Raw genomic sequence first — 14,356 nt, forward strand, 5'->3', positions numbered from 1 at the left:
AGTGATTGCCCTCCCTCTGTAGAAGTTGTGTGGTAACTTCATTCTACCACGGGGAGAGAAATCACTATGGATTTTTTACTCAAGTGTCCAACTTGATTTTACAATCAACCAAATATTTTTTCATGGACTTCAAACCCTGCTGGATAGATTTATGTACGGCGGCCACGCTTACGCCATCGGCCTCGGCAACCTCAGTCATGCTCTTGCCTTCAATGATACAGGCATCAATGCGAAGCCCCTGCGTTTCGGGCAAAGTGTTCAGCGCGTTCCACAGATCGCAGAAACGCTCCATGCGCTCCAGCAGCTCCTGCGGGGTCGGCTCGGAAAGGCAGGCAGAGTATTCGATCCCATCATCACAGTCGAGGGAATACTGTGCCTTATTGCGGATTATCCGCCGCTGGTAGGCAGCCTCATACAGCTTGTCGGCCCGCAGCTCGGCGGCCACTTCATCGGAAACTTCGATATATTCATCATGGGTGTGCCAAGAGTAAAAGTCCTTCAGATTGATAGTAGTCATTATATTTTCCTCCGTTCAGATTTTTGTTGTGGGTGGACGATCTGAACGGGGGATGGCGGGGATCGGCAGCCGGGGCCGCCCCTGCCTACCTCGGGACAACTTGTCCCAAGGTGGGTATAGAAAAACGCGCTCGCATGGCGTGATGCCACACAAGCGCGTGAAATGACATTATTCTTAATGTACTGGCAAATTTCGCGTCCAATGCCGGACTTGCCCGGAGGGGGAGCTACGCTTTTTTTAGCTGGTGAAGATCATGCGTACTATGAAAAAGCAAAATGAACACGACGATCCCTCCTCGGAAACCGCCGTGTTCCTCATAAAGTCGTCGTATAACGCGGCGGCTTTAATTGACAGCCGCCGAAAACAAAAGAGCCGATAATCCGCGCCTGAGGGCTAACGGGTTATCGGCTCTGCGTCTGTGCGTCTGGCTCTGTGATAACTAAAATCTTAAATTTTTCTACGCTGATTAAAGTTTCTTGTTTGCATTTAGGACAAAACAAAGGAAAGTTTTTCAGCTCAGTATCTAACCGCAGCTTGATACGAGTTTTACTGTTACAGACAGGACATAGCAGCCACTCGAAGCTATCCATATCGTTCATTTCAAATTTCCCTGAGCGTCCAAACTTTTTGAGCTGTGATAACAGAACCAATCGCAATTATCATAGCCAATAGGAAGAACGAAAACTGTATTCCACTTATTGCCACTGTGTAAACATCGAAGAATTTTAATGGCGTTAAGCAGTACAGCATTGGAGCTTCAAGATATTCGGCGGTGATGCTGATGCCATAAAAGAGCAATAATATTCCCGCGCCTATCCGAACAGCCCCTTTATAGGTTCTCGTCAGGCTGGAGGCCAGAAGCGTGATTGCAAACAAAGTCAACCCTGTCAAAAACAGGCCCAATGTGGTGGTAAAAGCAGCGTTTCTTTGCTCTAAACCGCCTAGCGGTAAAATGGCGGTAAAATAATTACATAACCCGCTGAATACCGCAAGTGCAAGCAAATTACATACACAGGCAACTGCTTTGGCACAGACAACCTTGTTGCGACCCACTGGTTTTGTAAATAGATATTCTGCCGTTCCCTGCGCCTGTTCTTTCGCTACACACGAAACACCGAGATAGACCGCATAGCTGTTGGTTAGCATCGTGACCCAATAATACATACAGCCATACCAGCCCAAAGCAGAAGTCAGATCACCGCTCACACCAAACATAGCTTTCAGAATTTTCGGAAAATTCGATATTAGCCCTGTCAGCTCATTGAGGCTTTCCTTTAGTGACAAATACTCAAAGTAAGCGAAGCCACACAAAATCAAGACAATTCCCATCCAGATCAGCAGTAGTTTTCTTGTTAAGCGCAGCTCGTTTTTCACTAACGCCTTCATTCGTTTCCTCCTTTACACAGCCAACGCAATATCCCGCTTCAAGATTTTCCAGTATGCCAGCAGCGCAAACCCAAACAGCAGGAGCAGATACCAGAGCATATAGTCCCATGAATAAGTTCCAGCATTGTGGATTTCCGCTGGACTGAAAAAAGAAAACGGCGATAAAAAGCCGATTGCCCGGATATTGACAGTCCTCGAAAAAGAAGTGATACAATATTCCACAAACACAACCAATCCGGCTGTCAGAAGTGGGGAACGATTATTGGGGTGAAATATTCCAACCATCAGTCCCAATAGTGCAAAAAAGAGGGAGATGAGAATAAACGAACCTGCCACCAAGAAAAATTCCCCGATGGGAAATCCGAAACGGAACAGAGTCATCGTTAGAAATGAAGTCGCCAGATAAAAAATCCCTGTTACACATATTCCGGCAAGCGCACATAGCAGCTTTCCCATATAAATCTGTTTCCGTCCACAAGGCTTTGTGTATAAGTATTCAGCCGTATTTCCCGTACACTCTTCTGTATGTAACGACAGCCCCAAGTGCATCCCGAAAATCCCCCCTGCAACCATAAAAAAGCCTGTGAGGAACGAGTACATACCAAGTGGCTCCATCAATAGCTCCAGAGAAATACCAACCGTTTCAAAAAAGCCTCCCTGTGTAAATTCCACAGGCAAAGTTTCCACCGTTTCAATCATGCCATAATACACTGGCGTCATGGAGAAGATACAGACCGCAAGAGTTGCGGCCCAAATCAGAATATATTTTCGTTTTCGTTTCCATTCAAATCGAAAAATCAACATAACGACCTCCTATTCGTAGTAGTGGAGGAATACTTCTTCCAATGACGGTTCCTCAATTAAAATATCCTCCAGCTCCAGCCGATGAAGCTGGTTCATAATCATCATAACTGGTCCGCTGAACATAAAGGATACAGAAGTCTTGCTCTTGTCCCACTCTAAATTAGCCGTACCGGGAACAGAAAAGAAATCCTCTGGAATGGCGCTTTTTGCTGTCAGCGAGATTTTCTTGTATCCGTTTTCCCGCTGTTCCTTCATGGATTGAACACTGATCAGCTTCCCCTCCCGCAGAATGGCTACACGGTCACAAAGTCTTTGCACCTCACTCAAAACGTGGGAGGACAGAAAAATGGTCACACCTCGTTTGTTTTCTTCTTTCAGAATATCATAGAAAGCCTGCTGGATGAGCGGGTCAAGGCCACTGGTAGGCTCGTCCATAATCAGCAACTTCGGAGAGGGTAACAGAGCCGACACAATGCCAACTTTTTTCTTGTTCCCTAAAGACAAATCGCCAATTCGCCTGGATAAGTCTAAATTCAACCGCTCCGCTAATTCTTCCATCCGGCTGTGGGCATTCACACCATAGAGTTCTGCTGTGTAGAAAAGCATTTCTTTTACTTTCATATTGTTGTAGTAACAGTTTTCGCTGGGAAGATACCCCACATCCTTTGCGATACGGGCGGGCTCCCGACTACAATCTAACCCAAAGATAGAGGCTCCTCCGTTGGAGGGTTTCAGCAGGCCCATTAGAGTACGGATTGTGGTAGATTTTCCTGCTCCATTGGGGCCAATAAAGCCGAAAACCTCGCCTTGTTCAACAGTAAAGCTAATGTTTTCAATTCCTCGATGTTTTCCATAGCTTTTTGTAAGTTCGTTTAGGACAATTACCGGCTTGCTCATGGCAAATATTCCTCCTTGTAAAAGTTGTGTTTCAACATATCTAGGATGTTTCGAAACTCTTTCATCATGCTGTCATAATCCACTCCACTTTCCAACTGAACGGACATACCCTTTGCAAGCATCATAAGCATCTGAAACACTAATTCTGCATCCTCCGGGTGTCTGAATTTTTTATAATCCCGCTCATGCAGAACAAGCGATGCGATATATTTTTCATTTGCTTCTGAAAATATGGCACTTTTCAATTCAGGCGTTGGTTCCACTGCCACACTTGCAATAAACGACGCAATATGCGGGTGCTTTTTTAAGATTTCCACTTTCATAACGCTGGCTTCCCATACACGGTCAAAGAAATCCGTAGTTTCCTCCAATGCACTCGTGTTATAGGCTTGCTTCATTTGGGCAGCGCAGTAATCAAATAAATACTGGTAAAGTGTCTGCTTATTTCCAAAATACTGGAATATAGACGCCTTTGAGATACCTGCCGCTACCGCAATATCATTGATTGACGTTTTTTCATATCCATGTCTTGCGAAACAGGCAAGCGCCGCATTACGGATTGTTGCCTGTTTCTCCTGTGAAAGCGCTAATAATTTTTCCATTACTATTCTGCTCCTTCAAATAACCGAATCGGTTATTTGTATACAGTGTAACATAAATAACCGAATCGGTCAAGACGTTTTGCGCTATTTTGAGAGGAGCGCACAAATGGCAAGCAATTCGGGTGTGGCCACACTCCGAATTTTTCACAGGCCGCAGGCCCGTGAAAATGCTTGTTGGGGAGCTCCCCAAACCCGCTGAACTTCTGGACAAAGTGTCCAGAAGTCCCGGCGCAAGCGCCTGTTGTCGGCGGCCCGGAGCTAACGCTCCTGGGCCTTATTTTTTTGCTCGTCCGTGTGGCCGAGCAGATGATCGATATTCGCCTTGACCGCCACAGCCTGCCGCATATCCGACTGCGCTTTGCGGTATTCCGCATAGAGGGCCTTTTTCTTTTCGGAGAGCTCCCGGCGCTGCTTTTTCAGCGTGTCCATTTTGGGGAGCTTTGCCCCGCCCAAAAGCTCACTCATGGCCGTCTTTGCCGCCCGGTAGTCTGCCAGCTCCACCTCGTGCTGGGCCAGATATTTTCTGCTATACCGGGCCGCCTTGTAGCCGTCAAACACAGGCCGCGTCTTTGCATACTGCACCACCGCGCCCATGAGCTCGGAGGTTTTGGAAAGGGCGGCCTCCGTGTCCCGCAGCTCCTCGGCCAGCTTGTGAGCCCGATCCACCGCCGCCTCGGTGCTTGCCGCAAGAGCCTCGTAATCGGCAAGCCCATGCTCCCGGAGATACAGGAGCGCGGCGGCCATCTGCTTTATGTTATAGACTTTGGCCCACCGCTCATAGGCCGGGCCCTTGCCCTGGGCCATGCGTTCTTGAATGTCGATGATCAGATTGACGCGCCGGGCCGGGGCCGGGCTGTCCTGGGGAAGCTCCGGGATGGGCCGCTCCCCGGCAATCGCCGCCCGGATGTCATCGGGATCAAAACCGGGGCCCAGGGTAGAAGCCCGCAGGCGGGTGTACTTATCCTGCCCAGGGGCCAGGAATGAGATCGCGCCGCCCCGCCCATGCTTCACTTGAAAGCCGGACTCCTCCATATGCCGTAGGAACGCTAGAAAGTCGGCGGGCTTTTGCTCCAGGGCCGCCACGATCCCCAGCCGCACCCGCTGCTGGGCCGAGGGCGGCTTTTCCCCGATCCATTGTCCATAGTGGAGAAAGCGACCTTTGCTGTGCTGCTTCGGATTTTGAATGACAGACAGCTCGTGCTCAATGCACACCCGGTCAGAGAGCCTCCGCACCGCAAAGCTGGAGCCGATGAAGTTATGGAATTTCCGGGAACAGTCCTGGGCGGTGGAGTTGTAATAAATGTGATTGTGAATGTGCCCTTTGTCAATGTGGGTACAGACAAAGAACTGGTACTTGCCCTTTGTCCAGCGCATGGCTGTTTCATAGCCGATTTTGTTTGCCTCCTCCGGCGTGACCTCGCCGGGCGGGAACGCCTGCCGGATCTGAAAGAACAGGGCCCCGCGCTCCACGGCCCGGCCCGTTTCCGCCTGGTACTGGCTTTTCAGCAGCAGAAACTCGGCGGGGGCGGATGCAGGATCACAGAGATAGGCAGACACGGCCCCCAGCTTTTTCGGATTGAGCCCATAGGCAAACCGCTCCTCCATCGTCTGGATGGCCGTTTTCCCAGCCGCTACCTTGTAGGGCCGGATGTAGGTTGTAGCGATAGCCGCACCTCCTTTCCCAGCAGAAAAAACGGGCGGCGGTCTGTTCCACCCGCCGCCCGGAACTTCTGGACAAAGTGTCCAGAAGTATCAGCTTGCCATAAAATCCATCGCCGCATACTTCACACCATAAAGGCGCTCCACCAGCCAGCCGCCCAGGGCCGGGAGCCCAAAGGGAGAAACCAGGAACGCCAGCACGAACATGGCGATGCAGCCTGTGGTCTGCCCGGCCAGCAGGCAAAGGATCGCCAGCAGGGACAGGCCCACACACGCCACAACGCACACAGCGCCCGCCACGCAGGACAGGAACGAGAGCACCGCCACGGCGAGGATCAAGGCCAGAATAAAAGGAGCCACGATAATTTTTAAGATCGTCCGCATGGTTCATACCTCCTACAAAAGTTTGATATTTGCCTCTATATGTATATTATAACTCCGTAAGAGGGGGCCAACAAGGATGCCTCGGCTATCCCCACCTCTGGACAAAGTGTCCAGAAGTCGAGATAGCCGGGGAACGGCGCAGGGCCGCTCCCCGGCAGGTCAGAGCCGCACAATGGCGGAGAGCTTTTCCAGAAGATCGGACAGGGGCCGCCACAGCTTTTCATAGTCCCGCTGCAACGCTTTGATCTCCTCCGGGTAAATGCCGCCATAGGTATTCGCCCGGATCGCCACCTGGTTTAAGTTGTTGGAGCACCGACGCTGGAGCGACACCAGCTCCTGGACAGGTGACAGGTCAACATGGAGCACATAGCCATTGAGGGCCATTTTCCGCATATAGGCCCCCATATTTCGGATGCCCGCCTCGGCCATGCGCTCCTGGATCAGCGCCAGCTCCTCCTCGGACACCATCACATGAAGATGGATAGGGCGGCGGCGTTTCTTTGTCACCGCTCCTCCCGTTCCAGGCTCCGGCTGGTGCGGGGCGGCTCCTTTACCTTGTCCAGCGCCTTGTCACGCTCCGGGGGCAGCGCGGGGATCGGCGTACCGAACACCCCGCAAAGCCGCTTCACTTCCAGATCGGCAAAATCCTGGTCATACTTCTTGTCCATAATCGTCCTCCTATCTGTCGCCCCGGTCAGGGGCTTTCTTTTTGGGGGCATCCGGTGCCCGCTGCTCCTGGACTTCCCGTTGGGCCGCTTTCAGTTGTTCGGCAATCGGGCGGGGCCTGCCGCCGCTTTCCCGGCGCAGCTCGGAAATAACCGGGGCAGGCCGGAGCTCATAGTCCGCCGCTTGCTTTTCTGTCAGCGGTTTGGTGTAGGTCAGATGGCCCCAGGCCAGGAACGCGCCGCCCTCCACCGGGACGCGCTGATCGTAATTGACGATTTCATCCGGGGCATTGTCGGGCGGTTTAGGGAATGTCCCGATGTCCACCGGGCGCTGGGTGGAATAATACTTGTAAAGGCCGGGGGCCTCGACCTGTACGACCTTGACCTTGAAAAGCCGCTGGTAGTCCTGCACCCGGTCTGCAAAGTCCTTTTCCATAGCGTTCAGATCGTTGCCATAGTGCCCCCATTCATATTGCCGTTGGCCCTTTTCGTCATCGTAGCAGGCCCACGTTACATAGGGGGATGGGGCCGTGGGATGATGCCCCAGGGCAAAGCCCCGGCCATTTTCCAGCATAACGGCTTTCAGAATGGAATAGCCTTGATTTTTGTCCATTGTACCTCCTTTCCGGGAACGGGCCACTTCTGGACAAAGCGTCCAGAAGTCCCGCGCTAAAATGTTGACAGCATCCGGGCCAAACAGGGGCAGGCCGTAGAAACATACGGCCCACCCCAAAAGTGGCCCCGAAAAGCCTTGTAATCAGCGGGGTTTCGGGGGCCTAATTGTCAACGCCCCAGCCCCGCTTTTTCCGCATATATTCCCGCTGTTGGCGGCGGTGGGCTTTCTTTGCACAGGCCGCCGAGCAGTAAGCCTGCCGCCGATCCGGGGCAACGGGCCCGCCGCAGATAGGGCAAATCTTAAAATCCGGCCTGGGCCCCTCGGTCAAGAGGGCGGCCTCCAGCGCCGGATCGAGGGGCAGCACCGCCTCCCGAAAGTAGCGGCACAGCGCCCCCGTCCAGCATTTCCCCAGCATATAGCACTCACCGTCCAGGGGCAGGCAGCCGCACTCCCGGTCATAGTTGGCGCACCATTTTGTTACCAGGGCGCGGATTGCCCGTTTTTCCTCGCGTGTCAGTTCACGGGCCAAGCTGTCACCTCCCGCCAGCCGGGGCCCGCATAAGCTCTCGGTAGCAGGACACGCAGCCAATCCCGCGCCAGTAGGGACACCCGGAACACCGGGAGCCCCTGGGCGGCTTTGCCGGGGCCGGAGCCTGGGAACGGGGCTTCTGCTGCATCATCTTTTCATAGGGGCTGTTGGTAAACCTCATTTGTCCGCCTCCTCTCCGTCATCGTCCTCCTCGTCCCAGGGCGGGCCGTCATCGTCCTCGTAGCCGTCCGGCTCGTCATAGTCCGTGAGCTCGTCGCCGTAGTCCTCCTGGGGTGCGGCGGCTTTTTGCTGTTTGGGGCGCAGCACCTTGAAATAGAACGCCGCTCCGCCGCCCACCAGGGCCACGGCCAGCACCGCCAGGAGCATACCCGTATTGCCGCCCGTTTCCGGCTCGGCCTCCTCCGGGGCGGGCTCCTCGGTTTCCGTGGGCTCCGGCTCAACGCCCACGCACTTGCTCATATTGACAGAACAAACGGCACAATCCGTATTGACGGCCCCCGCCTCGCATTTTTCAGAGCAGGAGCACACCGCCTGTTCCACGCCAGCGGCCTCCGCCACAGCAAGCAGATCAGCCTCATCCACAACGCTGAAAAAGTAGGTTTCGTACTGTTCGCCCTCTTCGTCCACGGGCTTGTCATAGTCAATGACGATATAGAACGTGTTGCCGCCGCTGGTTTGGACGGTAATAAACTGCTTGTTGGTGTGCTCGTCATAGAGCAGATCGCGGGTCACAAGGTTGCCCTCTTCGGAAAAGCCCTCGCCGGGCTCAATGGTGGGCTCCGGGGCGGGAGTTTCCTCCGTCATGGTGGGATCGCCGTAGTCCGCGCCCTCGCCGCCGTCCGCGTAGGCATACGCCGGGACACTAAAGCCGCATAAAAGAACGACGGCGCAGAGCGCCGCCGCCATCACCCGAAAGCGTTTCATCTTCAATTTTCCTCCTTTCCCGTCGTCGGCCCAAACTCCGCTTGAGCTCCTTCGGCGGCATCGCCGCCGAAATCCGCCCGCTCCGTTGCGCCGCCTCTCCCCACAAAGTCATCCGACTTTGCGGGGGCCCCGTGTGCGGACTTCTGGACACTTTGTCCAGAGGTGCCGCCGTCCCGGAGCCGCTGGAGCACCAGGGGCAGTTCATCCAGGGAAACGCTCATGCCCCGCACGATGTCCACGATCTCCTCGTTTTCCGCCTCCCGGTGCTTTTGCTCCAGCTCTTTCAGCCGGGCCTGCTGTTCGCTGATTTTGGCCTTGACCTTATCAATCTCGGCCTGGATTTTTTGGCTCTTGCTTGCCGCCATAGAGTACCTCCTTGTCAGGGTAAACGCCCGTAGGCGTAGAAATGAGATTGCCAGTAGCTTGTATTCAGGTTTGCATATTGGATGGGATCGCCACAATGGATCATCATCCCGTCCCCCACATAGATGCCACAATGGGACACGCCCGCCGTGTCATAGGTGCCGACAAAGAACACCAGATCGCCGGGTTTCGGGTTACTGGTAGGGGTGCAGATGTTATAGAGCCCCTGGGCTCCCAAGCGGCCCACATTCCAGCCGGAGTGATTGATCACCCAGGACACAAATCCGGAGCAGTCAAAGGATGTGGCCGGAGAGCTGCCGCCCCACACATAGGGATAGCCCAGATATTTCTCCGCTTCGCCCAAAATGGCCGCAAAGGTTTCATCGTCCAGATATTCCTCCGGCACGTCATAGTCAGTGGGCGGGTTTGTGATGTATTTCCCCACATAGGCTGACTCCGGGAACAGATCGGGCCTGTTCCCCAGGGTGGACATATAGAGGGAGTAACGGGCCATCTGTTCCTCGCCCATCATTTCCAGGGGCAGATGGGAAAGGTTTTTGTTTTCCAGCGTGACATAGCAGATGTACCAGGAGTAGGGATCGCCGTCGCTGTCATACCGGGTTTCCCGCACCACGCGCTCCGTCAGGATATACTGGCGGTCAAAGAGGTTTTCCAGGGTGCCCTGCACCTCGTCCGCCGTCCATTCCCCCTCATGGAGCACACAGAGGATAGAGATCAGCACATAGGGATCGTGCTCGATCTTGTCCAGGTCAAAATGGTATTCGTCATAGCTGTGGGTGACGGTATAGGTGTCCAGGTAGTTTTGCAGTTCTGCTTCCATACCGGAATAGGCCGCCTCCGCCGCCAGGATCTCCCCGTCCTCCGATGGGTAGGTGGTAGCGCCCACGGCCCCCGCGCCGGAATTTCCCAGCATCACCAGGGAAGAAGAACAGGACTGCATCATAAAGAGCAGGAGCACACAGGCCAGGGCCAGCAGCACCCCCACGGGATGCCGCTTCACAAAGCCCGCGATCTTTGCCCCGGCCTTTTCCGTGGCGGCGGCGGTCTTTTTGGCCGCGCTTGCCGCGCCCGTCTTTGCCGCCTCCCGCGCCCGCTTTTGATACTGCTTTTTCAAGCGGTGCTTGCGCCACATCCGGGAAACAGGGTTGCCGGACATTTCCGGGTGCTCCTGGGCGGCCATGCGGAAATGATAGTCCGCCGTGGCCTTGACATATTTGGACTCGGCCCGCTGGACAGCCTTTGCCGGGTGCTGCCGGATTTTCTTTTGCACAAACCGCTTGCCATGCCGCAGGCCGGACTCGCCCACTAGCTCGGAGCGGTGGGCCCCCTCGATCCCCACGTTTTCCTGTTCATTCTCATAAATCTTGCCATGCACAAAACCGTGGGCGGCCCCGCCAGCGGCCCGGCCTATCCGCCGCACCGGGCCGGGCTTTTTGGGCGGCTTCTGTTTTGCCAGCTTATCCTTTGCCCGTTCCAGCTTTTCCCCGCGCTCCTCCATGCGGAGCTTGGACGCGGCGGCCTGCTCCTGTTTGCTTTTCTGCCGGAACTTTGACTTGTGGACACTTTGTCCAGAAGTGCCGTTGTCCGCAGCCCCGGCACCCCCTGGGGAGCCGCCCCCAGCGGCCCCGCCAGGATCGGCGGCGCTCTCCCAGGAGCCGGGGCGCTCCCTGGGCTCCTGTTTGGGCTTATTCGGTTTTCGCTTCATTCTTCAAATCCTCCGGACGGGTAGTCAGCAGGTTATAGATTTCTCCACGGGGGAACCGATCCACAAAGGGGATCGTCACATCCCCATAGAACAGCAGGCCCTCGCCGGAATTGCTGTGGGTGATGTAGGAGAGCTGGTGCTCCGAAATGCCGAGCTGCTTTGCCAGAATTGCCCGGTCACTTTGGGCCTGGGACAACAGGATCATAAAATCCGTGTTGTCCAGAATGGCCTCAATCTCCCGGCTGGCCAAAAGGTCTTTGACATTCTGCGTCAGGGCCGAGGGGACACAGCCTTTCTTTCTCAGCATCTTCCACACGGCCACAAAGTAGCTGGCGGTGAGCGCGTCCCGGAGCAGGATATGGAACTCGTCAAAATAGCACCAGGTAGAAACGCCGCTGTGAAAATTCACATTGACCGCCGAAGTTACAAAGTCGTTGGTAACGTGCATGGCGATCTTGCGGAGGTTTTCTCCCAGCCCTTTGAGAACGATGCACACGATATGGGACGTGAGCTTTACGTTGGTCTGGTGGTTGAACAGGTTAAGGGAGCCGGTGCAATAGAGCTCCAGGGCGGTTGCCACACGGCGGGCCTCCGGCTCCGGCTGCTTCAAAAGCTCCTCGTACAAGTCCTGGAGCAAGGGCGGCTTGCCGTCCCCGATCCCCAGGGCCATGTCCCGGTAGATCAGCCGCACACAGCGGTCAATCACCGTCTTTTCGATGGGCTGCAAGCCGTCCTTGCCGCCCACCACCAGCTCACACAGGGACAACAAAAAATCCGCTTTCATGGAAAGCGGGCTTTCGTCATCGTCCAGGTCAAGCTGGATGTCCATAGGGTTGATATGGCTGGGAGAGCCGGGGGCGATCTCCACCACCTGGCCGCCCAGCCGCCGCACCAGCGGGGCATATTCGCCCATTGGATCGACAATGATAATGCGATCCTTTGGGATAGTGAGAAACACATTGATGATCTCACGCTTTGCGGCAAAGCTCTTGCCGGAGCCCGTGGAGCCAAGATACAGGCCGTTGGCCGATTTCAGCTTTTTACGGTCAGCCATGATGACGTTATGGGAAAGGGCGTTCATGCCGTAGTAGAGGGACGGCCCAGCCATGCGGAGCTCCCTGGTCATAAAGGGAATGAAAATCGCCGTGGAGCTGGTTGTCATGCCCCGCTGGATTTCCACCTCGTTATAGCCCAGGGCCAGCGAGGACACAAACGCCTGCTCCTGCTGCCAGTCCAGCCGCTTTAAGGCACAGTTATATTTCTGCGCGATGCCGCCTACGGTAAACACATCGTTTTCCAGCCGCTGCCGGGTGGGGGCGATATTGATGACCGTGAACGTGAGCAGGAACATCCGCTCGTTGCGGGACTGGAGATCGGCCAGGAGCTCCGCCGCGTCCTTGCTGAATGTAATGAGGTCAGGCGGGAGAATGTCGGGATCGTACCCGGCCCGCACCGCCTTGCGCTGTTCCTCCACTTTCATTTTGCCGATGTCGGAGAGCTTTCCCTTGATGGTCTTAATGGCTTTGAGCTGATCCACCGTCTGAATGTGCATGGTAACGGTCATTTCCGCATCCAGCTCCAGAATTTCCGCCAGTAGCTTGTCAGAGAGCTCGGACGCCAAAATCTGCAAGTAGGACGCAGCGCCCCAATACTGGCCCACCCGGAACGTCCGGGATTGCCGGAAGTCGAAGCTGTCCGGGGCGATAAAGTCCTTTGTCCCCATGCCCGTCCGGGGAATGTCCTGCCAGGAGAAGCGGAACGGCTCCCGGCTGCCGGGATGCATCTGACTGTGAAGCAGCGCCAGCCGTTCCTGCCCGTCCATCGGAGCAGAGGGAACGCCCAGCCGTTTCAGATTGCCTGTCACATCGGCCTCCACCCGTTCCAGGCGGGGCCGGGCCTCCGCGATCCCCTCGGCAGGCAGCCCAAACGTGATATATTTAGACCGCTCGATGCCGTTGTTGCTTTTGGCAATCTGATTTTTCAGCATACTGGTGAACTCGGCCCGGATGCTGTCAAAGTCATCCTGTGCCGGGGGGATATTGACTTTGTACTTGCTCCTGGAACGGGAGCGGCGGTTGATAAAGGAGAGCTGGAACGGCAGGGAGCTGTCAAAGTAATTGAGAAACGAGCTCCACCCGCTGAAAATCGCCGTCTGATCCTCGGTAGAAGCCACGGAATAATTGATGTCCTCATATTCCACGGTTTTCGTGTAGAGCCCACCAGGGAGCTGGCACACCCCGTCCGGGTGCATCACCAGATAAGGGATCGTCTGCTGGGCAGACAACGCAGCTTTCCGGTTAGCGGCCTTTCCGGGGCCGCGCTTTGGGCTGTTTGCTTTTTGCAATCGCATCCTCCTTTCTCACAGCGCCCCGCTGGGTAAACGGGGCATAGATATTTTCCGTCTGGTAGGGCCGCACCCCAGGCCGCAGGAAACGGGCCCGCAGGATGTTCCGCACCACCTTTTCAAAGGGGAGCCCGTCTTTTTCGTACATCGCCAGCAGGAACGCCGGGAGCGCCACCGCCATCATCAGGAACATGGCTGCCGTGTTGCCGATGGCGCTCCGGGCCAGCAGATAGGACGGGATGCCCACCGCCGCCGCGATCCCGAAACACACAAGCTGGCGTTTCGTCAGGTTAAAGGCCAGTTTGGTCTTGATTTTGGATAAGTCGTTGGGAACATTCACATAGGGCATGGATCAACCTCCTTTCGCGCCCACCTCTGGACACTTTGTCCCGAAGTCCGGGACGGTGCTTTCCACCTCGTTCCCCCACACATCCCAGCCGGGCGGGGACTGCCGGGCAAACAGCTCCACCCTGGGCACGTCGCCCATGAGGGCCACGATCTTATCACGGGCCTCGTCCGGCTTTCGGCTGTGCTCCTGGATCGGGGCAATAATGAATTGATGGACGTTTGCCGCCTGCCGTTTCGGGTGTCCCCGTGTTGCCAGCAGGCAAACCTCCGCGTTGCCCCTCGTCCAAAAGCCCAGGCCATAAAACCAGCTCTCGGACTTTCGGTTTTTCTTCAGCCAGACGAAAGCCACAGACTTATATTGAAAGCCCCATGCCTTGATCAGCCGCAGGGCCTCCGGGAGCTGCGGGAACGTAGCCCACAAAAAAAGCACGCTGTCCGGGGCCGCCAGATCAGCCACCGGGAGCGCGCATATCTCGTCAATCCCCATTGTGGGGTAATGCTTCTCCGCCGCACCCTGCAAGCCCTTTTGCGTGTAGCGCCAGGGGGGATCGGCATAGATCACAGAATACTG

The 14,356-nt window shown here is 55.4% G+C and carries 18 protein-coding genes; all 18 read right to left on the bottom strand.

The features are described 5' to 3' along the window. Positions 1-79: 79 nt before the first annotated feature. The 18 genes from ACTNBZ_RS11415 to ACTNBZ_RS11500 all read right to left on the bottom strand — a co-directional run bounded on the left by ACTNBZ_RS11415 (position 80) and on the right by ACTNBZ_RS11500 (position 14,347). Complete coding sequence (locus tag ACTNBZ_RS11415) at positions 80-517, bottom strand: sigma-70 family RNA polymerase sigma factor (protein WP_441210016.1); 438 nt, start codon at positions 515-517, stop codon at positions 80-82. A gap of 401 nt (positions 518-918) precedes the next feature. After that, positions 919-1,107 (bottom strand): cysteine-rich KTR domain-containing protein, encoded by a 189-nt coding sequence (locus ACTNBZ_RS11420; RefSeq protein ID WP_117508171.1) that lies wholly within the window; start codon positions 1,105-1,107, stop codon positions 919-921. A gap of 10 nt (positions 1,108-1,117) precedes the next feature. Further along, positions 1,118-1,903, bottom strand: coding sequence for an ABC transporter permease subunit (locus ACTNBZ_RS11425; protein ID WP_015574138.1), 786 nt, complete (start codon positions 1,901-1,903; stop codon positions 1,118-1,120). A 12-nt stretch (positions 1,904-1,915) separates the two neighbouring features. Continuing rightward, a complete protein-coding gene (locus tag ACTNBZ_RS11430; protein WP_015544018.1) occupies positions 1,916-2,707 on the bottom strand; it encodes an ABC transporter permease subunit in 792 nt (263 codons plus the stop codon). 9 nt (positions 2,708-2,716) lie between these two features. Then, a complete protein-coding gene (locus ACTNBZ_RS11435) occupies positions 2,717-3,604 on the bottom strand; it encodes an ABC transporter ATP-binding protein (protein WP_441210019.1) in 888 nt (295 codons plus the stop codon). Then, positions 3,601-4,206: a TetR/AcrR family transcriptional regulator gene (locus ACTNBZ_RS11440; RefSeq protein WP_087384499.1), complete on the bottom strand. Its 606-nt coding sequence runs from the start codon at positions 4,204-4,206 to the stop codon at positions 3,601-3,603. Before ACTNBZ_RS11440 ends, ACTNBZ_RS11435 begins: the two co-directional genes overlap by 4 nt. Before the next feature lie 258 nt (positions 4,207-4,464). Then, positions 4,465-5,811, bottom strand: coding sequence for a relaxase/mobilization nuclease domain-containing protein (locus ACTNBZ_RS11445; protein ID WP_204898840.1), 1,347 nt, complete (start codon positions 5,809-5,811; stop codon positions 4,465-4,467). Positions 5,812-5,958: 147 nt separating this feature from the next. Further along, positions 5,959-6,249 (bottom strand): CD1845 family protein, encoded by a 291-nt coding sequence (locus tag ACTNBZ_RS11450; protein ID WP_195560228.1) that lies wholly within the window; start codon positions 6,247-6,249, stop codon positions 5,959-5,961. Between the two features lie 159 nt (positions 6,250-6,408). Beyond that, positions 6,409-6,756, bottom strand: a complete 348-nt coding sequence (locus tag ACTNBZ_RS11455; RefSeq protein ID WP_262394103.1) for a plasmid mobilization protein — start codon at positions 6,754-6,756, stop codon at positions 6,409-6,411. Then, on the bottom strand, positions 6,753-6,917 hold the full coding sequence (locus ACTNBZ_RS11460; RefSeq protein ID WP_441210023.1) for a hypothetical protein: 165 nt from the start codon (positions 6,915-6,917) through the stop codon (positions 6,753-6,755). Before ACTNBZ_RS11460 ends, ACTNBZ_RS11455 begins: the two co-directional genes overlap by 4 nt. Before the next feature lie 10 nt (positions 6,918-6,927). Continuing rightward, a complete protein-coding gene (locus ACTNBZ_RS11465; RefSeq protein ID WP_178865186.1) occupies positions 6,928-7,527 on the bottom strand; it encodes a hypothetical protein in 600 nt (199 codons plus the stop codon). 163 nt (positions 7,528-7,690) lie between these two features. After that, positions 7,691-8,059, bottom strand: coding sequence for a cysteine-rich VLP protein (locus ACTNBZ_RS11470; protein ID WP_178865187.1), 369 nt, complete (start codon positions 8,057-8,059; stop codon positions 7,691-7,693). A 177-nt stretch (positions 8,060-8,236) separates the two neighbouring features. Continuing rightward, positions 8,237-9,004 (bottom strand): DUF4366 domain-containing protein, encoded by a 768-nt coding sequence (locus ACTNBZ_RS11475; RefSeq protein ID WP_441210026.1) that lies wholly within the window; start codon positions 9,002-9,004, stop codon positions 8,237-8,239. A gap of 2 nt (positions 9,005-9,006) precedes the next feature. Next, positions 9,007-9,369 (bottom strand): DUF4315 family protein, encoded by a 363-nt coding sequence (locus ACTNBZ_RS11480; RefSeq protein ID WP_441210028.1) that lies wholly within the window; start codon positions 9,367-9,369, stop codon positions 9,007-9,009. A 14-nt stretch (positions 9,370-9,383) separates the two neighbouring features. Further along, positions 9,384-11,093 (bottom strand): C40 family peptidase, encoded by a 1,710-nt coding sequence (locus ACTNBZ_RS11485; RefSeq protein WP_441210030.1) that lies wholly within the window; start codon positions 11,091-11,093, stop codon positions 9,384-9,386. Then, a complete protein-coding gene (locus tag ACTNBZ_RS11490) occupies positions 11,074-13,377 on the bottom strand; it encodes a VirB4-like conjugal transfer ATPase, CD1110 family (RefSeq protein ID WP_349140354.1) in 2,304 nt (767 codons plus the stop codon). Before ACTNBZ_RS11490 ends, ACTNBZ_RS11485 begins: the two co-directional genes overlap by 20 nt. 13 nt (positions 13,378-13,390) lie before the next feature. After that, positions 13,391-13,786, bottom strand: a complete 396-nt coding sequence (locus ACTNBZ_RS11495) for a PrgI family protein (RefSeq protein ID WP_441210032.1) — start codon at positions 13,784-13,786, stop codon at positions 13,391-13,393. A 3-nt stretch (positions 13,787-13,789) separates the two neighbouring features. Further along, the gene (locus ACTNBZ_RS11500; protein WP_441210034.1) at positions 13,790-14,347 is read right to left on the bottom strand and encodes an MT-A70 family methyltransferase; all 558 of its coding nucleotides are present in this window, start codon (positions 14,345-14,347) and stop codon (positions 13,790-13,792) included. Positions 14,348-14,356: the final 9 nt, after the last annotated feature.

Source organism: Pseudoflavonifractor sp. HCP28S3_F10 (genome assembly GCF_052065415.1).
Classification (GTDB): Bacteria; Bacillota; Clostridia; order Oscillospirales; family Oscillospiraceae; genus Pseudoflavonifractor_A.